The 19,923-nt window shown below is 64.5% G+C and carries 18 protein-coding genes, 1 pseudogene and 2 riboswitches; of the genes and pseudogenes, 9 read left to right on the top strand and 10 right to left on the bottom strand.

Going from position 1 to position 19,923, the window contains the following annotated elements; translation table 11 throughout:
* Window positions 1-74: 74 nt before the first annotated feature.
* The 6 genes from ACED18_RS14910 (at window position 75) to ACED18_RS14885 (ending at window position 7,925) form a co-directional block, all read left to right on the top strand.
* Window positions 75-800: a beta-ketoacyl-ACP reductase gene (locus ACED18_RS14910; protein WP_377293590.1), complete on the top strand. Its 726-nt coding sequence runs from the start codon at window positions 75-77 to the stop codon at window positions 798-800.
* A gap of 622 nt (window positions 801-1,422) precedes the next feature.
* On the top strand, window positions 1,423-4,590 hold the full coding sequence (locus ACED18_RS14905) for a helicase-related protein (RefSeq protein WP_377293840.1): 3,168 nt from the start codon (window positions 1,423-1,425) through the stop codon (window positions 4,588-4,590).
* A 3-nt stretch (window positions 4,591-4,593) separates the two neighbouring features.
* The gene (locus ACED18_RS14900; protein ID WP_377293588.1) at window positions 4,594-4,992 is read left to right on the top strand and encodes an RNA-binding S4 domain-containing protein; all 399 of its coding nucleotides are present in this window, start codon (window positions 4,594-4,596) and stop codon (window positions 4,990-4,992) included.
* 248 nt (window positions 4,993-5,240) lie between these two features.
* Window positions 5,241-5,579, top strand: a complete 339-nt coding sequence (gene fdxA / locus ACED18_RS14895) for a ferredoxin FdxA (RefSeq protein WP_377293586.1) — start codon at window positions 5,241-5,243, stop codon at window positions 5,577-5,579.
* 386 nt (window positions 5,580-5,965) lie between these two features.
* The gene (locus ACED18_RS14890) at window positions 5,966-6,535 is read left to right on the top strand and encodes a CarD family transcriptional regulator (protein ID WP_377293583.1); all 570 of its coding nucleotides are present in this window, start codon (window positions 5,966-5,968) and stop codon (window positions 6,533-6,535) included.
* A 523-nt stretch (window positions 6,536-7,058) separates the two neighbouring features.
* Entirely contained in the window at window positions 7,059-7,925 is an 867-nt protein-coding gene (locus ACED18_RS14885; RefSeq protein WP_377293581.1) for an RNA polymerase factor sigma-32, read from the top strand.
* A 73-nt stretch (window positions 7,926-7,998) separates the two neighbouring features.
* Here ACED18_RS14885 and ACED18_RS14880 read toward each other — a convergent pair whose 3' ends face one another.
* From ACED18_RS14880 to ACED18_RS14860, 5 genes are all read right to left on the bottom strand, one after another.
* Window positions 7,999-9,012, bottom strand: a complete 1,014-nt coding sequence (locus tag ACED18_RS14880) for an aldose epimerase family protein (protein WP_377293579.1) — start codon at window positions 9,010-9,012, stop codon at window positions 7,999-8,001.
* Window positions 9,013-9,107: 95 nt separating this feature from the next.
* On the bottom strand, window positions 9,108-10,292 hold the full coding sequence (locus ACED18_RS14875; RefSeq protein ID WP_377293577.1) for a VWA domain-containing protein: 1,185 nt from the start codon (window positions 10,290-10,292) through the stop codon (window positions 9,108-9,110).
* A 24-nt stretch (window positions 10,293-10,316) separates the two neighbouring features.
* Window positions 10,317-11,237: a homoserine O-succinyltransferase gene (gene metA / locus ACED18_RS14870; RefSeq protein WP_377293575.1), complete on the bottom strand. Its 921-nt coding sequence runs from the start codon at window positions 11,235-11,237 to the stop codon at window positions 10,317-10,319.
* 57 nt (window positions 11,238-11,294) lie between these two features.
* Window positions 11,295-11,371, bottom strand: a riboswitch (SAM riboswitch).
* Window positions 11,372-11,412: 41 nt separating this feature from the next.
* Window positions 11,413-12,252: an AAA family ATPase gene (locus ACED18_RS14865; protein WP_377293573.1), complete on the bottom strand. Its 840-nt coding sequence runs from the start codon at window positions 12,250-12,252 to the stop codon at window positions 11,413-11,415.
* 29 nt (window positions 12,253-12,281) lie between these two features.
* Entirely contained in the window at window positions 12,282-13,802 is a 1,521-nt protein-coding gene (locus ACED18_RS14860; protein WP_377293571.1) for a M48 family metalloprotease, read from the bottom strand.
* Window positions 13,803-14,243: 441 nt separating this feature from the next.
* On the opposite strand from ACED18_RS14860, the gene ACED18_RS14855 reads away from it, so the two are divergent.
* Both ACED18_RS14855 and ACED18_RS14850 read left to right on the top strand, forming a co-directional pair.
* Window positions 14,244-14,567, top strand: a complete 324-nt coding sequence (locus ACED18_RS14855) for a DUF2934 domain-containing protein (RefSeq protein ID WP_377293569.1) — start codon at window positions 14,244-14,246, stop codon at window positions 14,565-14,567.
* An 84-nt stretch (window positions 14,568-14,651) separates the two neighbouring features.
* Complete coding sequence (locus ACED18_RS14850; protein WP_377293567.1) at window positions 14,652-14,867, top strand: hypothetical protein; 216 nt, start codon at window positions 14,652-14,654, stop codon at window positions 14,865-14,867.
* 78 nt (window positions 14,868-14,945) lie between these two features.
* Here the strand turns inward: ACED18_RS14850 and ACED18_RS14845 are convergent, their stop codons facing one another.
* From ACED18_RS14845 to thiB, 5 genes and pseudogenes are all read right to left on the bottom strand, one after another.
* Entirely contained in the window at window positions 14,946-15,305 is a 360-nt protein-coding gene (locus ACED18_RS14845; RefSeq protein ID WP_377293565.1) for a hypothetical protein, read from the bottom strand.
* 95 nt (window positions 15,306-15,400) lie between these two features.
* Window positions 15,401-15,586 (bottom strand): annotated as a pseudogene (locus tag ACED18_RS14840) (plasmid stabilization protein); the annotation flags it as partial.
* A gap of 79 nt (window positions 15,587-15,665) precedes the next feature.
* Window positions 15,666-16,325: an ATP-binding cassette domain-containing protein gene (locus tag ACED18_RS14835; RefSeq protein WP_377293563.1), complete on the bottom strand. Its 660-nt coding sequence runs from the start codon at window positions 16,323-16,325 to the stop codon at window positions 15,666-15,668.
* 2 nt (window positions 16,326-16,327) lie between these two features.
* A complete protein-coding gene (thiP, locus tag ACED18_RS14830) occupies window positions 16,328-17,956 on the bottom strand; it encodes a thiamine/thiamine pyrophosphate ABC transporter permease (RefSeq protein ID WP_377293561.1) in 1,629 nt (542 codons plus the stop codon).
* 7 nt (window positions 17,957-17,963) lie between these two features.
* The gene (gene thiB, locus ACED18_RS14825; protein WP_377293559.1) at window positions 17,964-18,980 is read right to left on the bottom strand and encodes a thiamine ABC transporter substrate binding subunit; all 1,017 of its coding nucleotides are present in this window, start codon (window positions 18,978-18,980) and stop codon (window positions 17,964-17,966) included.
* Between the two features lie 45 nt (window positions 18,981-19,025).
* Window positions 19,026-19,147: riboswitch (TPP riboswitch) on the bottom strand.
* Window positions 19,148-19,263: 116 nt separating this feature from the next.
* Here thiB and ACED18_RS14820 point away from each other — a divergent pair.
* On the top strand, window positions 19,264-19,923 hold the full coding sequence (locus tag ACED18_RS14820) for a thiamine diphosphokinase (protein WP_377293557.1): 660 nt from the start codon (window positions 19,264-19,266) through the stop codon (window positions 19,921-19,923).

The following is a 19,923-nucleotide window of genomic DNA, read 5'->3' as shown; positions in this document are numbered from 1 at the left end:
TCAAGGCCCGGCGTGACCGGGCATCTTGATGGGGAACGCCACCGCGGTGGCCAAAAAGCAGCTGGAGGAATGTCATGAGCAGGGTAGCGCTTGTCACTGGGGGGTCGCGCGGCATCGGCGCAGCCATTTCCATCGCTCTCAAGAATGCCGGCTACACGGTTGCCGCCAACTATGCCGGCAATGACGAAGCGGCCAACGCTTTCAGTGCCGAGACGGGCATCCCCGTCTACAAGTGGGATGTGTCGAGCTACGAAGCCTGCGCAGCCGGCATCGCCAAGGTGGAAGCCGATCTCGGTCCGGTCGAAATTCTGGTCAACAATGCCGGCATCACCCGCGACGGCATGTTCCACAAGATGACGCCGGACCAGTGGAATGCCGTCATCGGCACCAACCTCAACGGTCTTTTCAACATGACGCACCCAATCTGGTCGGGCATGCGCGACCGCAGCTTCGGCCGCGTCATCAACATTTCCTCGATCAACGGCCAGAAGGGCCAGATGGGCCAGGCGAACTATTCCGCCGCCAAGGCCGGCGATCTCGGCTTCACCAAGGCACTCGCCCAGGAAGGCGCCGCAAAGGGCATCACCGTCAACGCCATCTGCCCCGGCTACATCGGCACGGAAATGGTCCGCGCCATCCCGGAGAAGGTGCTGAACGAGCGCATCATCCCGCAGATCCCCGTCGGCCGTCTCGGCGAGCCGGAGGAAATCGCCCGGATCGTGGTCTTCCTCGCCTCCGACGATGCCGGCTTCATCACGGGATCGACGATTTCGGCCAATGGCGGCCAGTTCGTCGTCTGACGCAGACGGAAAGTCAGGCATCTTTTCAACGGGGGCGCCCTGCCGGGTCGCCCCCGTTAACGTTTGCGGACATGGAAAGCGCTGCAACCCGCGCGAGTCTGCCCCGCCTTGCGCGATGCGATGCCGAATCGCACAAGATGTAGTGGCGAACAAAAGGAGAAAGCGTCGGAGTCAGCGATTCGTCGCTGATTCGTTCCGGCTTTGATCGATTCCTTAATGCGGCACAGACGAACACGCCACGTTAACGATTTGGAAAGCATTTCATACGGTTGCATGACAGTTTCGTGAACCGCCACCTCCAGTTCTGCCGTTAACTTTTGGCACGCAGACCGCCCCGCCAGGCCCTCAAGTGGATTCACGATGTGGACCGATACCGCGCCGCAGCATCCAGATCTAGAGGTGAACAAACCGGCAACCTTGCGGAGTCAGTGATTCGTCTCTGATTCGTTCCACCACTGTTCCGAGTCTTAACGCTGACGGCCGAAACAGACAGAAAGCGGCGCCGCGCTCTTGCCATCGGGCTCCGCGATGGGCATGTCTTGCCCACCCCGTTGCCGGCGCCGAGAGGCGGATGCAGCGGTCCGATCCAGAAAGGCATGGCGTTTCGGTGTCCATCCAACCGATGATCCTCAGCGGCCGCGGCGTCACCGCGGTGCTCGGCCCGACCAACACGGGCAAGACGCACTACGCCATCGAACGCATGGTGGCGCACCAGTCCGGCGTGATCGGCCTGCCGCTGCGTCTGCTTGCCCGCGAAGTCTACACACGCGTCGTCGAAAAGGTGGGCGAACACAATGTCGCGCTGATCACCGGCGAGGAGAAGATCACGCCGCACATGGCGCGCTTTTCCGTCTGCACCGTGGAGGCCATGCCGCGCGAGACCACGGCGGAATTCGTGGCGATCGACGAGATCCAGTTGGCGAGCGACCTCGAGCGCGGCCACATCTTCACCGACCGTCTGCTGCACCTACGTGGCCGGCACGAAACGCTGCTGCTCGGCGCCTCCACCATGCGCGGCCTGCTGGAACGGCTTCTCCCCGGCATCACGGTGGTGGAACGCCCGCGCCTGTCGCAGCTTCTCTACGCCGGCTCAAAGAAGATCACCCGCCTGCCGGCCCGATCGGCCATCGTCGCCTTCTCGGCCGACGAGGTCTATGCGATCGCCGAGCTGATCCGTCGCCAGCGCGGCGGTGCGGCCGTGGTGCTCGGCGCGCTCAGCCCCCGCACCCGCAATGCCCAGGTTGCACTCTATCAGGAAGGCGATGTGGAGTATCTTGTCGCCACCGACGCGATCGGCATGGGTCTGAACCTCGATGTCGATCATGTCGCCTTCGCCCAGGACCGCAAGTTCGACGGCTACCAGTTCCGAAACCTGAACCCGTCCGAACTCGCCCAGATCGCCGGCCGCGCCGGCCGCCATGTGCGCGACGGCACCTTCGGTGTGACGAGCCGGGTGGAGCCCTTCGACAACGAACTGGTCGAGCGCATCGAGACGCATCAGTTCGATCCCGTGCGCGTGCTGCAATGGCGCACCAAGAATTTCGACTTCTCGTCGCTCACAGCCCTGCGCAAGAGCCTCGAACAGGCCCCCGGCGTCCAGGGACTGACTCGCGCCCTGCCGGCCGTGGATCAGCAGGCGCTGGAGCATTTGTCCCGCTACCCGGAAATCCAGGATCTCGCCACGACGTCCGCCCGTGTGGAGAAATTGTGGGAGGCCTGCGCGCTTCCCGATTACCGTCGCATCACGCCCGCCCAGCACGCCGACCTCATTTCGACGCTTTATGCGGATCTGGTGCGCAAGGGTGTCGTGAACGAGGATTTCATGGCCGAGCAGGTCCATCGCGCCGATCGAACCGATGGCGAGATCGATACGCTCTCGGCACGGATTGCGCAAATCAGGACATGGACCTATGTGTCGAACCGCCCCGGCTGGCTGGCTGATCCGACACACTGGCGGGAAAAGACGCGCGAAATCGAGGACCGTTTGTCCGACGCGCTACATGAACGGTTGACGAAACGCTTTGTTGATCGCAGGACATCTGTGCTCATGAAGCGGCTGAGAGAGAATGCGATGCTGGAAGCGGAAATCAGTGTGAATGGCGACGTCTTTGTTGCCGGCCATCATGTCGGACAGTTGACCGGGTTCCGGTTCACGCTGGCATCAGGTGCGGAGGGACCGGACGCGCGCGCGGTTCAGGGTGCGGCCCACAAGGCGCTGGCGCTCGAATTCGAAGCGCGGGCGGCACGCATGCATGCGGCCGCGAACGGCGACCTCGCGCTGTCCTCGGACGGCACGGTGCGCTGGCTCGGCGATCCCGTCGCGAAGCTCGCAGCCGGCGATCACATCATGCACCCCCGCGTGATCCTTCTGGCCGACGAACAGCTGCAGGGTGCGGCGCGCGATCACGTCGCCGCCCGCATCGAGCGCTTCGTCAATCACCACATCGCAACCGTGCTGAAGCCGCTGGACGATCTCTCCCGCGCCGAAGACCTGCAGGGCATGGCCAAGGGCCTCGCCTTCCAGCTCGTCGAAAATCTCGGCGTGCTCTTCCGCCGCGATGTCGCCGACGACGTCAAGGCGCTCGACCAGGAGGCCCGCGCCTCCATGCGCCGCCACGGCATCCGCTTCGGCGCCTACCATGTCTTCATGCCCGCTCTCCTGAAGCCGGCACCGGCCGAACTCATCACGCTGCTCTGGGCGCTGAAGAACGATGGCCTCGACAAGCCCGGCTACGGCGACCTCATCCCGGTTCTGGCCGCCGGCCGCACCTCCGTCGTCACCGACCCGAGCTTCGAGCGCACCTTCTACAAGCTCGCCGGCTTCCGCTTCCTCGGCAAGCGTGCCGTGCGCGTCGATATTCTGGAGCGCCTGGCCGACCTCATCCGTCCGCTGCTGCAGTGGCAGCCGGGCGCAACACCGCGTCCGGACGGTGCCTATGACGGCCGCCGCTTCGTGACGACGACCGCGATGCTCTCCATTCTCGGCGCCACCGCCGACGACATGGAAGAAATCCTGAAGGGTCTCGGCTACCGCGCCGAAAGCGTGACCGCCGAGCAGGCGGCCGCGCACCTCGCCAGCCAGGACGCCAAGGCAGCGCCGACTGCTGCAGCGGAAGTCACCACTGAGGGCGAGCCCGCAGCGGGCGACGATGCCGACGCCTCCGAGCCGGAAGCCGAAGCCACCGCCGACGCACCCGTTGCCGCTGAGGCCGCTGCGGTCGAGACAGTCCAGAGCGAAAGCGCGGAAGCCGCAACACCGGCAGACGCAGCCGCCGCAAGCGAATCCGAAGCGACCGCAGAGGCCGCTGCATCCGCCAATACGGAAGAACCCGCAGAACCGAAGCCGGTCCTGCTGTGGCGTCCGGGTGGCCGCAACGACAACCAGCGCAATGCACGCCCGCAGGGCGACCGCCGTCCGGGTGGCCGCAACCAGGGCGACGGCGAGCAGCGCCGCAGTGGTGGCCGCGGTGAACGCGGTGGCGAGCGCAGCGGCGAAGGCCGTGGCCAGCCGCGCAGCGACAACCGTGGCGAAGGCCGCCAGGGCGACAACCGCAACGCCGAGAACCGTCATGGCAAGGGCGGCGACCGCAACCGCCAGCCCGGCGGCAATGGCGGCCGGCCCGAGCGCGACGAACGCCGCGGCGGCGAGCGCAAGGACCGGCCGGACAACCGTCCGAACCGCAACCAGCCCCAGACCTTCGAGGCCAAGCCGCCGCGCAAGGAAAAGCCGGTTGATCCCGATTCGCCCTTCGCAAAGCTCGCAGCGCTCAAGGAGCAGATGAAGAAGTAAGGCATGGCGTCAGCAGGCGGGCAACCGGGTGAGGCAAGGCAGCGACTGGACAAGTGGCTGTTCTTCACGCGGCTGGTCAAATCCCGCTCGCTGGCCCAGAAGCTGATCGAGGACGGGCGCGTGCGGATCAACGGCACGCGCACCACCCAGTCTTCCGCACAACTGCGGATCGGCGATACGCTGGTCCTTGATCTCGACCATCGCGACATGACGATAAAGGTGCTGGCTGCGGGCGAGCGCCGGGGTCCGGCACCGGAAGCCCGGCTTCTATACGAGGACCTGACGCCCGCGCCGACACCGGAAGACACCGCACCCGTCTTCGCTGCACGCGAGCCGGGTGCCGGACGTCCGACCAAGCGGGAGCGCCGCGCCATAGATCGGCTCTTTCGGGATGAGGACTGACATCGCGTTCCGCGCTGATCCGAGCCTCCACGTCAACTGACCTGTAAAAGAGAAAATTCGTCTCCGCGAACCGCCTTTTGCGACAGGCTTTTGGCCTTGCAAAGCGGGGCCAAAATCTTTACGTGAACGGCTGCCGGTGACCATGCGCCCCCTGCTTCGCGGGCCTGCAAGGACCGGCAATCCCGAGACGGGCGGCCTTCACACTTCCTTGCCGCCTGCGACCAAATGTGACGTGGCTGGAGCTCCGCATGACCTATGTCGTGACCGACAACTGCATTCGCTGCAAATATACCGATTGCGTCGAGGTCTGCCCTGTCGATTGTTTCTATGAAGGCGAGAACTTCCTCGTCATCCATCCCGACGAGTGCATCGATTGCGGCGTCTGTGAGCCGGAATGCCCGGCGGGCGCCATCAAGCCGGATACCGAGTCCGGGCTCGACAAGTGGCTGAAAATCAACGCTGAATATGCCGTGAAATGGCCGAACATCACGGTCAAGCGCGACGCGCTGCCGGAAGCCAAGGAAATGGATGGCGTCGAGGGCAAGTTCGAGAAGTTCTTCTCCCCCGAGCCCGGCGAAGGCAACTGACCATAGCACCGGCGGGGCGCCAGAACGCGCCCGCTGGCGGCATGACGGTCCGGGCGGCCCGCGAAGCAGCGGCGCCCGAGACCCCCGATCTTTGACGTCCTGTCAAAGCAAATTATTGATTTCGACAGTTTTTTGTGATAGGGTCTCAAAACTGATCCAACTCGGGACGCTTGCGCGCGCCCGAAACCATCACGAAAGCAAACGATCCCCTCGACCGCCCACATTTTAACTCGCAACGCAAGTTGCCGTTGGTGGACGTGTCGTCTTTGCGTTTGTCACTGTGGGCGGACCAGCAGGTGTCATCCGGCGGTTTCCGCCGATCCCGGGCCTTGTTGACCCGGCCCCGGCCCCCAAGCCGGGAGCGTAACAGGGAGTTTTTGAAACGAATGACGACCCAGCAGAAGAAATCTTCGAACCGCCACGGCTTCAAGACCGGTGAATCCATCGTCTATCCCGCCCATGGCGTGGGCCAAATCGTCGCTATCGAAGAGCAGGAAGTGGCTGGCATGAAGCTCGAGCTTTTTGTCATCGACTTCGAAAAGGACAAGATGCGTCTGAAGGTTCCGGTCGCCAAGGCCGTGAGCATCGGCATGCGCAAGCTCTCCGAGACCGATTTCGTCGAGCGTGCCCTCAAGGTCGTTCAGGGCAAGGCTCGCGTGAAGCGGACCATGTGGTCGCGTCGTGCGCAGGAATACGATGCCAAGATCAATTCCGGCGACCTGATCGCGATTGCCGAAGTCGTTCGCGACCTCTACCGCGCCGAAAACCAGCCGGAACAGTCCTACTCCGAGCGCCAGCTCTATGAAGCAGCCCTCGACCGCATGGCCCGCGAAATCGCAGCCGTCAACAAGATGTCGGAAACCGAAGCGGTTCGCCTCGTCGAGACCCACCTGAACAAGGGTCCGAAGCGCGGCAAGACCGTCGAGGAAGACGACAGCCAGGACGAAGCTGCCTGATCAAGGCCGCGACGGCATCGACACAGGCATCCACAAAAAGCCCGGGCTCACACCCGGGTTTTTTTGTGCGCGCTGATAATCTGATTGCCGGAAATGCTCAGCCAGCTTCCGCCTCGAGCCAGGGCCGGGCCGGCGGCCGTCGAGATGCGCTCGAGAATTTCTGATCATTAACAGATACTTATCGGGCGGCATGTCGCCAACGGCAGGGCCCGCGCACCTAACGCGACAGGCAAAAAAGAAAAGACGCGTCGGCGCGCAAAATTTTCAAGGGCGACCGGAACTTTTTTCAAGATGCGGCGTTTTCCAGACGCCGACGGACATGGCTCCGCACGGCGGCAGCCGGTCCATGAAACCCCTCATCGTGCCCCGCCTGTTTTTCATGTGTGAGTGGAGAGATAGAAACACCCGGATTCAAGTCAAGTCGGCCAGTTGTGTCTGTGACTTCAATCCTGATGGCTCCTTCCTTCTGCTGGATGCTGGTCGAACTCGTGACGCGCCAAGCGCGATCTGACGGAGCTTTCCGATGAAGAACCCGAGTGCTGAAAGACGCCTGATCAAGATTGCAATGGCTGCCCCCTATCTGGAGCGCCAGGAGGAACAGGACCTCGCCATTGCCTGGCGGGAGAACGACGACCAGGAAGCACGCAACCGCATCGCCATGGCCCATATGCGCCTCGTCGTGTCCATGGCCACCAAATTCCGCCACTTCGGCCTGCCCATGGGTGACCTCGTGCAGGAAGGCTATGTGGGCCTGCTAGAAGCGGCCGCCCGTTTCGAGCCCGGCCGTGAGGTCCGCTTTTCCACCTACGCGACCTGGTGGATCCGCGCTTCCATGCAGGATTACGTCCTGCGCAACTGGTCGATCGTCCGTGGCGGCACCAGTTCCGCCCAGAAGGCGCTCTTTTTCAACCTCCGCCGTCTGCGCGCCCGCCTCGCCCAGGGTGACCAGCAGCTGACCGCGCAGGCCATGCACGAGCAGATTGCCACGGCACTCGGCGTCAGCGTGCGCGACGTGCAGACCATGGATGCCCGTCTTTCCGGCAGCGACACGTCGCTTCAGGCGCCCGTTTCATCCGGTGAGCCCGATGGTGCAGAGCGCATGGACTTCCTCGCCAGCGACGAGCCCCTGCCGGACGAGCAGGTCGGCGATCTCATCGATGGCGAGCGTCGCCGCGAATGGCTGAAGGATGCGCTGACGGCACTCAACGAACGCGAAATGAAGATCATCAAGGCGCGTCGCCTCTCGGAGATGGGCGCGACGCTTGAAGAGCTCGGCGCCGACCTCGGCATTTCCAAGGAGCGCGTCCGCCAGATCGAGACCCGCGCGCTCGAAAAGCTGCGCAGCGCCCTCGTCGCCCGTGCGCCGGTGCTTGCCACCGGCATGGCCTGAGCACTGCTGCAACGTTCGATGAAGGGCTGGCGCGGATCTCCACGCCGGCCTTTTTTCGTAGACCTTGTCGTGCTTATCCGCGCGAAAAGACGTAGTCGGTTTCCTGTCGTAGCACCTCGCCCGGCCGCAGCACCGCATTCGGGAAACCGGCATGGTTGATGGCATCCGGCCAGACCTGCGTCTCCAGGCAGAAGCCCGAGAACGGCCCGTAGATGCGGCCATCCAGCCCCGCCACGGGCATCGGCGCGATCATCACACCGGAATAGAACTGCACGCCCGGCTCCGTCGTTCTGACCTCAAGCGAAATGCCGGAATGCGCGCTTGCGACGCGCGCCACGCTGCGCAGGCCCGTGCGCTCCGACGACAGGCAGAAATTATGATCGTAGGCGATCTTTTCGCCGCTCTTCTGCACATGCATCGGCGTCGGCTGGCGCAGGTCGAAGACGGTGCCATCCACCGGGCGGATTTCACCCGTCGGGATCAGGCGGGAGTCGACCGGAAGATAATGATCGGCTGCGATGGAAATCACATGGTCCAGGGCATCGTCGCGACCATCGAGGTTGAAATAGCTGTGCTGGCAGATGTTGCAGAGTGTTGCCGCATCGGTCGTTGATTCATAGATCACGTTCAGCCGCCCACTATGCGAAAGGCTGTAGCGCACCGTCACGCGGCACGTGCCGGGATAGCCGGCGCGGCCCGCCGGATCGGTGATCCTAAGGACCACGAAGTCCGCGCCGAGATCGACGATCTCCCAGTTGCGCACCGCCAGCCCGTCGCTGCCGCCATGCAGGTGGGTGACGCCTCGCTCATTGCGCTCCAGCTGGTGCGGCACACCGTCAATCGTGAAGCGGCCGTCGCCGATGCGGTTGGAGCAGCGGCCGGGCGTCGCGCCGAAATAGGGCGAGTGGTCGAGATAAGGCTGAAGCGTCTCGAAACCGAGGACGAGTGCCGGTTGATGTCCTTCGAGCCGGAGATCCTGTATGACCGCGCCATAGGTCAACACCTTCGCCGTCAGTCCGCCGCCGGACAGCGTCACCCGTTCCACCACTTCACCCGTCGGCAAAACGCCGAAATGCTCGCGCACCATGCAATCCTCCCCGCTTAGCCCGCTCCTCACGGCAGGCGCGGCGAAACTGCTGCAATTTCCACGCCGCCGCAACTCATAAATCATACAATTGAAGATCAGCGCAGCAGGGCCCGCATCGCGTCCGTCAGGCCCGAGAGTGTCAGCGGAAACATCCGCCCGCCCATGAGCCGCTGCACCAGCCCGATCGAGGCCGTATAGCCCCAGTAATCCGCCTTGACCGGGTTGAGCCAGACATGGCCGGGAAACTGCGCGGCCAGCCGCTCCAGCCACACCGCACCCGCTTCGCTGTTCCAGTGCTCCACGGAGCCGCCGGCATGGGTCAGTTCGTAGGGGCTCATCGCGGCATCGCCGACAAAGCAGAGCTTGTAGCCGGACCCGTAGGTGCGCAGCACCTCTTCTGTCGGAATCCGATCGACGTGCCGGCGGCTGTTGGTCTTCCACACGCCTTCATAGACGCAGTTGTGGAAATAGAAGTGCTCCAGATGCCGGAACTCCGAGCGCGCCGCCGAAAACAGCATCTCCACATCCCGCACATGCCCGTCCATGGATCCGCCGACATCCAGAAACATCAGCATGCGCACCGCATTGCGCCGCTCCGGCCGCGTCACGACATCGATATAACCCTGCTCGGCGGTGGCACGGATCGTTGCCGGCAGATCCAGCTCATCCGCCGCCCCCTCGCGCACGAAGCGCCGGAGACGCCGCAGCGCCACCTTGATGTTGCGCGTGCCGAACTCGACCTCGTCGTCATAGTCGCGGAAATCGCGCCGGTCCCACACCTTGACCGCCCGCCGATGGCGTGATTCCGGCTGCCCGATCCGCACGCCCTCGGGATTGTAGCCATAGGCGCCGAAGGGCGACGTTCCGGCCGTGCCGATCCACTTCGACCCGCCCTGATGGCGCTCCTGCTGCTCTGCCAGCCGCTGGCGCAGCGTTTCCATCAAGGCATCGAAGCCGCCAAGGCTCTCGATGAGTGCCTTCTCCTCCTCCGTCAGGTGCCGCTCGGCGAGCTTGCGAAGCCACTCCTCCGGCAATGGCCGCGGCCCTTCGCCCTCTGCACCGGACACGCGCTCAAGCCCCCGGAAACACTGCGCAAACACCCGGTCGAAACGGTCGATATGCCGCTCGTCCTTGATAAGCGCCGCCCGCGCCAGGAAGTAGAAGGCCTCGACGTCGAAGTCGGCAAGCCCCGCCTGCATGCCTTCCAGCAGCGCCAGCAACTCGCGCAGCGTCACCGGCACCCGCTCTGCCCGAAGCATCAGGAAGAACGGGATGAGCATCGGCGGCGCCTCCTCAATCGGATCTCAGCCCTTCCCGATCGCGTCCAGATCGTAGGGCGTCGTCTGGTACATCTCGTTGATCCAGTTGCCGAACAGGAGATGCGCATGGCTGCGCCAGCGGTTCTGCGGCGGGATCGACGGGTCGTTATGGGGGAAATAGTTCTTCGGCAGGCGGATGGGAACACCCGCATTCACGTCGCGGAAATATTCGTCCGCCAGCGAGGTGGAATCATATTCGACGTGGTTGAACACGTAGAGCCGCTTGCCGCCCTTCTCCTCCACATAGCAGACACCCGTCTCGTCAGACTCCATAAGGATGTCGAGATCGGCGACTTTGGCGATATCGGCTGCCCGCACCTCCGTCCAGCGTGACACCGGGATCTGGAAGTCATCGGAAAAGCCGTTGAGGAAGACCGAGGACGGCTTGCGATTATGGTGGCGGAACACCCCGAAGGCCTTTTCCTTCAGCGTGTATTTCGGCACCTTGTGGAAGTGATAGATCGCCGCCATGGCGCCCCAGCAGATGTTGAGCGTCGAATGGACGTTCGTCTCCGTCCAGTCGAAGATCTGCTTCATCTCGTCCCAGTAGGTCACGTCCTCGTAATCGAGCGTTTCCACCGGCGCACCGGTGATGATGAAACCGTCGAACTTGCGGTGCCGGATCTCCTCCCACGTGTCGTAGAAGGCCAGCAGATGCTCTTCCGACGTATTCTTGGCGCGGTGGCCGCCGACGCGGATCAGCGAGAACTCGACCTGCAGCGGCGAGGCGCCGACGAGGCGCGCCATCTGGATCTCGGTCTTGATCTTGTTCGGCATGAGATTGAGCAGGCCGATCTGCAGCGGGCGGATATCCTGCCGGATAGCCACGGTTTCCGTCATCACCCGCACGCCCTCGGAAACGAGGGTCTGGAAGGCGGGCAGTGCATCGGGGATCTTGATCGGCATGGGGCTCACTTCGACAAACGAAAGCCGGCTGCATCAAATCGCCATCGGCCCACGGAAGTCCTGCTCCCCGCGGCCCTTTAGCAACTTGTTTAACGTGGCTGCAAGCCGGCCGGCAAATCACCACGAGCGCCTGTCATACGCTCTGTCGCGGCCGGAATCAATGTGAACGCGGCGGTCAGCTATCCCGCCGGCTCATGAAAGCGAGGCGTTCGAAGAGATGGACATCCTGCTCGTTCTTCAACAGGGCGCCATGCAGCTTTGGCAGCATGGTCTTGGGGTCGGCACGCAGATCGGCCGGATCGACATCGTCGGCAACAAGAAGCCGGATCCAGTCGAGCGCCTCCGACGTCGAGGGCTTCTTCTTGAGCCCCTGCACGTTGCGGATATCGAAGAACGTCGTCAGCGCGGCCGACAGGAGCGTACGGCGGATGCCGGGGAAATGCACCTCCACGATCCGCGCCAGCGTTTCCGCATCGGGAAACCGGATGAAGTGGAAAAAGCAGCGACGCAGAAAGGCGTCCGGCAGTTCCTTTTCATTGTTCGAGGTGATGATGACGATCGGCCGGTGTTTGGCGCGGATCGTCTCGCCGGTCTCGTAGACATGGAACTCCATGCGGTCGAGTTCCTGCAAGAGATCGTTGGGAAATTCGATATCGGCCTTGTCGATCTCGTCGATCAGGAGCACCGCGCGGCGATCGGTCTCGAAGGCCTGCCAGAGCTTGCCGCGGCGGATGTAGTGGGCGATGTCGTTGACACGTGCGTCGCCCAGCTGGCTGTCGCGCAGGCGGGACACGGCATCGTAATCATAGAGGCCCTGCTGCGCCTTGGTGGTAGATTTCACGCTCCATTCGATGAAGGGCGCGCCAAGCTCTGCCGCCACCTGCCGGGCGAGTTCAGTCTTGCCGGTACCGGGCTCACCCTTGACCAGAAGCGGACGTTCAAGCCTGATCGCGGCATTGACGGCAACCAGCAGGTCTTTCTCCGCGATATAGGCGTCTGTTCCGGAAAACGGCATGGAGCACTCCCGCAATGACTGGCGGCGGATTATTCGGCGATGATCTTCACCCGGTCGCCCGGCTTGACGGTTGAGGTCAGCGTCATCGCATTGATGAGGCGGAAGAGATCGAGCTTCCGGTCCGTGCCCATCATGCGCCCGGCGAGCGTTGCGATCGTATCGCCCGGCCCTGCCGTGAGCACGCGAACCCTGAGCGGCTTGACGGACGCGGCCTCCGCCGGCGTCATCTGCCGGAAGGAAAGACGGAGCGCCTCCGCCGTTGGCTGCAAGGCAGGCGATCCCTTCGGCACGGCGGTGAGGAAGCGGTAGATGCGCTGCCCCAGCCGCACCACGGTCACGTCGAAGTCCCAGCGGTCGGCGCTGGCGCGTGCCGTCGCCGCTTCGAGGCCGTTGACGCGGATGGGACGGATCGTCTCCGGCTGAAGTCCCGTCACCCACCCGCTGGCAATGTAGGCCGCAAGCGACTGGCCCTGCGTATCCGGGACGCCATCGAAGCGGATGGCCACATCGTTCGGCCCGGTCGCGAGAACGGCTTCCGCCTTGTTGTCGATGCGGAAGCCTTCCGGTACGTCGAAGCGAATGCCGAGGCGCGAATGCAGGAAAGTCTGGCCGCGCACATAGCCCTCTTCGGGGCTGTCGCCGTAGAGCAGGCCGTCGATGCCGTCGAGATAGTAGTCACGGCCGCGATCGCCCACCTGCCCCTCCTGCCCGAAGGCGCGCGCATGGCGACGCGCCAGTTCCACGCGCTGCGGCGCATTCGGATGGCTGGAGAGGAAGTCGAGGCTCTGGTCCGATTCAGGGTCAACCGCCGTGAAGCGGCTGTAGGCGGCCATGGAATCAAGGAAGCGTGCCGCTGCGTACGGGTCGTAGCCCGCTTCGCCCAGCATGCGCACGCCGATCACGTCGGCCTGAAGCTCTTGCTGGCGCGAGAACGCCGCCAGGCGCAGTTTGCCACGGGCCAGGGCCTGCTTGCCCGCAAGATCGCTCGACAGCACCTCGGAAACGACGCGGCTCGCAATCATTTCGGCCTCTTCGCGCTGCTGGCGTTCAATGCCGTGATTGGCGGTGACGTGTCCCATCTCGTGCGAGAGGACCGCAGCGACTTCCGATGCATCATTTGCCAGCGCCAGAAGACCACGGGTCACGTAGAGATAGCCGCCCGGCAGGGCGAAGGCGTTGATGGCCGGAGAATTGAGAATGGTGATCCGGTAGGATTGCAGCGGATTTTCCGAGACCGCCGTCAGCGCGCCGGCAATACGCGCGACCAGACGCTCGGTTTTGGCATCCTTGTACTCACCGCCATAGCTCGCAACGATGCGCGGATGCTCACGGGCGCCAAGCGCGGCGCGCGGGTCGTTCTTCTGCACTTCCTCAACGATCTGTGGATTAGACGACGGCTGAACGCTCGGCTCGTAGGACTGCTCGAGGATCGACTGGCAGCCGGACAGGACTGTCGCCGTCGACAGCGCAAGCGCCAGCCCGGTGCGTCGCCATCCTGCGGCCGCTCCGTTCCGTTTCGATCCCTCAACCCCGAGCCGACCCTTTTCCATCCGTCAATCCGACCGACCGCATGCCGCGGTCATCCATCACGTCAGCGGCGCCAACCGCATCAAGGGCAGGCAACACGCCACCCTAGATAGGGCGAAAACCCCGATGCGCCAATGATTTCGGTCTATACGATTTCGCGGGCCGTTTTCTAGCAGTTTGCCAAACTTATCGATTGGCGTGGTTTTGTCGCAACGCCCGCAAAGTGCGTATGCCCGAGCCTCAGACCGCCTCCCATGCCGGCACGGTCAAATTGTGGCCAAGACCCCGGCTCGTTCAGCGCACGAGGTCGAGGGGGTGGCCGGTCCGTCAAAAGTTGTTTACGGTAAGTGACGCCCGATGATCGCGCGATTCGATCCGGTCCGTTTCTCGTCCCACCGCCGATCGTTCGCCGGGCCTCCACCCGGATATTGCCGTCCGGCCTGATTGAGCATGGGAGACGATAGATGGACTTGACCCTCGAAAGCCGTATCCGCGACCGCGCCTACGCGATCTGGGAGGCCGAAGGCCACCCGCACGGCGAAGACCTGCGCCACTGGGAGATGGCTCGCCGCGAACTCGTTTCGGCAGAACCGGCGCCGAAGGCCGCCCGCAGCGGGACCAGAAAAGCATCGGCCACGCAGAAGGAAAAACCCGTCACCGCGCCGTCCAAGTCCGCCGCGACAAAGGCAACGGGCGCGGCAAGCGCGAAGGTGAAGCCTTCCGAAGCGGGTTCGACCAAGCCCGCGGCGACCGGTCGGGCGAAAGCCAGAAAGCCCGTTGAGGCTTAAGTCGCCCCGAAACGCGGGCGGGATGGAACGATCCGGCCCGCCATCTGTTCTTGTTTTCGGCATAAACCGAAAGGGAAGAGCAGCATGATCCTTCGACGCAAACCCGTGCGCGGCAAACGCCTGGCAATGGCGAGGGCATCGCGTACCCACGCAACCGATCTTCGCGCTCCGCGCAATGATACCGTCACGGCAGTGTCGGCTCCCCATCAGGTCGACCTCCACCATCCGCACAACATTGGCGGACGCCTGGCAGTACCGGCGATGATCAACGGCATGAGCCTGATGCACGGGCGCTTCTAAACGTCAGCGCCGGGAATATCGGCATGAAAAGACGCGCTCCGGTTGGCCCGGAGCGCGTCTTCGGTCTCGTGCATAGGATCAGTTCGAGGGACGGCGATGGTCCACGCCGACAGCGCCGGAGGTGGCGGCAACGGGGTCGCTTGCAGGAAACGTGTCTTTCAGCGCCTTGTCGAGATCGGCATTCTCGTTGCTGGTCGCTTGCCGGCGCTGCTCGGCCTCAAGGCTCTCGCGCGGTGAGCCGCCCTTGGCGTCATGGTCGTTTGCGGCCTGCGGCGCGCTACTCATGCGAACAAGAAGGCTGGTGGCATCGCGGATTGCATCGTCGTCATTGTCAGCGCGCCGGGAAAGCCGCACGGAAACGACCTCCCGATCTTCACCGACGAACTCGACGATCTGCTGATCGCCCTCGGAAAGGATACGGATATCCTTGGCTGCCATGGGTCTGCTCCTCATGTGTTCGGGTCAAATCTCGCAACCAAATGCGCCTTGGGGACCATTGGTTCCGCGTCGGGCGTGTGAAACCTGTCGCTTCAATGATGCGCGGGCTTCTTGCGCCCGGAGCCGGATTTCTTGCCGCCGCCATCCTGCTTGTTGACCGTCGCCCAGGCGCGGGCTTCCGCCTCGTCCTTGGAGACGCCGCGGTCCTCGTAGCTTTCGGCGATGTGGCTGGCCTTGCGCTTCTGCTTGTCGGTGTAGGCGGATTTGTCGCCCTGGGGCATGGTACTCTCCTCTTGGCCTGGGGGTTTCCACCCGAACGGCAGGAGCGCCGCGGAAGTTCCCGCCAAACAGCCACAGACGTCAGCGCAGGGATCGCACCGCCCGTACACGGCCAGCCTCGATCTCCACCGCGGCATCACACAGCCGCGCCACATCGTCCGGCTGGTGGGTTACGAGCAGCACGGTCACGCCCGTCTCGCGCTTCAGCCCGACGATGAGGTCGCCCATCTCCGCCCGCCGGACAGGGTCGAGCGCGGCGAAAGGTTCGTCCAGCAGCAGGATCGGCCGACGCCTGACCAGCGCGCGCGCCAGCGCCACCCGCTGCCGCTCCCCGCCGGACAGTGTCGGCGGCCGGCGCCGTTCGAAACCGGCGAGCCCCACCTTCGCCAAGGCCTCGCTGACGGCTGCGCGGCCTGCCGCATCCAGCCTCAGCGCGGGATCGATCCCGAGCCCGACATTGGTCGCGACATCGAGATGCGCGAAGAGATTGTTGTCCTGGAAGATGACGGACACAGGCCGCGCGGAGGGCCCGAGCGCCGTCATGTCCGTTCCGAGAATACGGATTGCGCCGCTGTCCGGCATCTCGAAGCCGGCAATCAGGTTGAGCAGCGTCGATTTTCCCGAGCCGGAGGGACCGACAATGCCGGTGATGCGGCCTGCGGTGAAGCCGATGTCGAAATCCATGGTGACCGCGCCAAAGCGCAGTTGCACCGCCTCCAGCCGGATTGCTTCCTCCGCCATGCTTATCCTCCAGCCTCCTGATCTGCCTGACGCGGACTGCCGGCGATGGTCAGAAGAAGGCAGATGATCGCGAGAAACAGCGCCAGCCCCGCCGCATCCGCACTGCGATAGGCGCCCATCCGGCTGAAGAGCAGCCAGGGCAGCGTTACGAAATCCTGGGAGCCGAACAGCGCCACGGCACCGAGATCCCCCAGAGACAGCGCCATGGCAAAGGAAAGGGCCGCCGCCAGCGGCCGCGCCAGAACCGGCAGGACGACAAGCCTGAGCGCGGAAACGCCGCCCATGCCGAGCGAGGCGACCAGCCGTGCGGTGCGTGCCTGATAGGCGGCAAGCGCCGGCTCCAGCACGCGGCAGACGAAGGGCAGCGCCATCAGCGCATTGACGACGATGACGACCGGCCCCGCAAACTGCTGAACGTCGCCAAAGCCACGCAGCAGAAGAAACCAGCCCGCCCCCAGAACGACCGGCGGCACCAGCAACGCCACCGACGGCGCATCCCGGAGCACGCCGGCCAGCACGGCCAGCGGCACTGGGGCCCGCCGCCCCGCCGCAATCGCCTGCCGCGCCCGCAGCATCGGCACCGCGATCGCCAGCGACAGCAGCGCCGCCGAGGCCGCAATCAAGAGGCTGGTGACCAGCGCCTGATGCACCAGCGGATCCCGCACGAGCCGGCCGAGATCGGATGCAAGGCCGGAGGCAACGACCGCCAACAGCGGCGCCGCCACGAACCCGACCGCCAGCGCGATCACCACCCCGTCGCCGGCCTTCGATGCGGCCGTCCTCCCGTCGAAGCGCCGCACCCGTCCGCCGGCGGTCGCGCCGCTCTCCGCGATCGGGCCGATCAGCCGCAGCGCCGCCAGAACCATGAGCGTGAACAGGATCTGCAGCGCCGACATCAGCATCGCCCGGCGCGGATCGAAATCGAAGCGCAGCGCCTGATAGATCGCCACCTCCAGCGTGGATGCCCCCGGCCCGCCGCCGAGCGTCAGCACCAGTGTGAAACTCGTGGCGCAAAGGATGAAGATCAGCCCCGCCGCCCCCGGCAGCACGCTGCGGATCGCCGGCCACTCCACGAAACGGAAGAGGCTTGCGGGCCCCATGCCGAGATTGGCGGCCAGACGCCAGCTTTCCGCCGGCAGGCGCTCCAGTTCGGCGAGCATCAGCCGTGTCGCGAGCGGCAGGTTGAAGAAAACATGGGCGATCAGGATGCCCGTCAGGCCATAGATGCTGAAGGGCTGCGCCAGCCCCAGCAAACCGAGGCCGGCATTGACGAGACCCTGCCGCCCCCAGATTTCGAGAATGCCGAGGGCCGCCACCAGCGCCGGCAGCCCGAGCGGCAGCGCCATCAGCCGCACGATCCAGATCCGCCCCGGAAAGGCGCCGCGCCGCGCAAGCGCGCGTGCGACGGGGATGGCGAGCAGCACGGACAGGATCGTGGAAAGGCTTGCCTGCACCAGCGTGAAGCGGGCGACGCCAAGCACATAGGCATCGAAGCCTTGACCATCCGCCCCGCTCGACGGCGGGGCGGCCTGCCACAAAGCGATGGCCGCCGCTGAGACGAAGGCAAGGAGCACGGCCAGTCCCGCCGCGCCCCCGCCGATGATGCGCCGTCGATCCGCCGGTGCGAACACGTCAGCCTCAGTTCACGCTCATCGCGGCCAACCACTCGTCGATCCACGCCTTGCGGTTGGCGGCAACCTCTTCCGGCGACATCAGGAAGGTCTTTTCCGGCCGGACCAGCTTGCCGAAGGCCTCCGGCAGCGGTTCGCTGGTCTTGCCGACCGGCATCATCCAGTTGGTGGTGGGAATGATGGTCTGGAATTCCGGCCCAGTCATGAAGGACAGGAACTGACGGGCAAGGGCCGGATCATGCGCGGCCTTCGTCACGCCCGCCACCTCGATCTGGATATAATGCCCCTCGGAGAAGGAAGCGGCCTGGTAGCGCTCCGTGTTCTCGGCCACCATGTGATAGGCCGGCGAGGTCGTGTAGGAAAACACCATCGGCGCCTCGCCCTTGGTGAAGAGCCCGTAGGCCTCCGACCAGCCGGGCGTCACCGTTAGCACACGCCCCTTGAGCTTGGCCCAGGCCTCGCCCGCCTTGTCGCCATAGACCGACTTCATCCAGAGAACGAGGCCGAGCCCCGGCGTAGAGGTGCGGGGATCCTCGATCACGATCTTCTGCGACGGATCCCCCTCGACCAGCTCTTTCAGGCTCTTCGGCGGCGTCTTCAGCGTCTCGGTGTCATAAACGACGGCGAAGTGGCCATAGTCATAGGGTACGAAGACATCGTCCTTGAAATCGCCGGGCACGGTGACGGCCGACGTATCGGTCTCATGCGGCGCGAACAGGCCGGTAGCCTTGGCCTCGGCAACGAGGTTGGTGTCGAGCCCGAGCACCACGTCGGCCTTGCCAGCAGCACCTTCGAGCTTGAGGCGCGTCAGAAGCTCCACGCCATCGGCCACCGCGACATAGTTCACCTTGCAGGCGCAGGTCTTTTCGAAGGCCTCCGCCACCTTGGCGCCCGGCCCCCACTCGCTGGTGAAGCTCTCATAGGTGTAGACCGTCAGCACCCTGTCTTCGGCAACGGCCGGCGAAAGACCGGCGGCCAGCGCCGCGACAAGGCTTGCAAAACCACAGGACAGAATCGATTTCATGCGCATCCGCGCCTCCTCTTGATCGTATTGAACGGGAATAGGGCGCTGGATGTGCCGTCTAATCCCTCCGCCGGTGCTAACCGGATCAGGTTCTTCGGGTTGGCGTTCTCAGCCTCTCAGCCGTCCTTCTCGATGATGAGAAGGTTTCGGCACCCCGTTAGAGCGCCGAGACGGTACTTGGCCGGCGAACGGCTTTCAAGGGAAATATGACAGGCATGGCCCTGTCGATTTCTTGGCAGGAAGGCGTTCAGTTTTGCCGGCGACTGCGTTAAGGGCTTCTCCCATGGATCATCTGGACCAAACGGCTTTCGCCATCCTCATGGGCGGTACGCTGACGCCGACCGGGCGCCTGACCGCCATGGTCGCCGGCCGCAGGACGATCGCGGCCGACGGCGGCATGCGTCACGCCGCCGCCCTCGGCCTGACGCCCGAACTGTGGGTCGGCGATTTCGACTCCACGCCCGCCGATCTGCTGGCCGCCTTTCCGGATGTGCCGCGCATGCCCTATCCGGCCGCCAAGAACGAGACGGATGGCGAGATCGCCATTGCCGAAGCGCTGTCGCGCGGCGCCCGCTCCATCGTCATGCCCGGCGCGCTCGGCGGCGAGCGCAGCGACCACGCCTTCATGCACCTGCTCTTGGCCGTCCGCCTCGCCGAGCAGGGCCTCGACATCACCATGACCTCCGGCGAGGAAGAGGCCTATCCGATCCTCACGGGCCGGACCTCGATCGATCTGCCGGAGGGTGCGCTGTTCTCCATCCTCGGACTGACCGCGCTCGACGGCCTCTCCATTGCCGGCGCGCGCTACCCGCTGGACGATTTCCACCTGCCCTTCGGCTCGTCGCGCACCATTTCCAACGTCGCCGAAGGCACGGTGACGATCACCCTTCATGCCGGCCGGGCCGTTCTGCTCGCCCGCCCGCAAGACTTTTCCGGAGCCTGA

The organism is Rhizobium sp. SG2393, assembly GCF_042610495.1.
In the GTDB taxonomy this organism is placed as follows: Bacteria; Pseudomonadota; Alphaproteobacteria; order Rhizobiales; family Rhizobiaceae; genus RU20A.
This window is presented reverse-complemented; position numbering and strand designations above follow the sequence as displayed.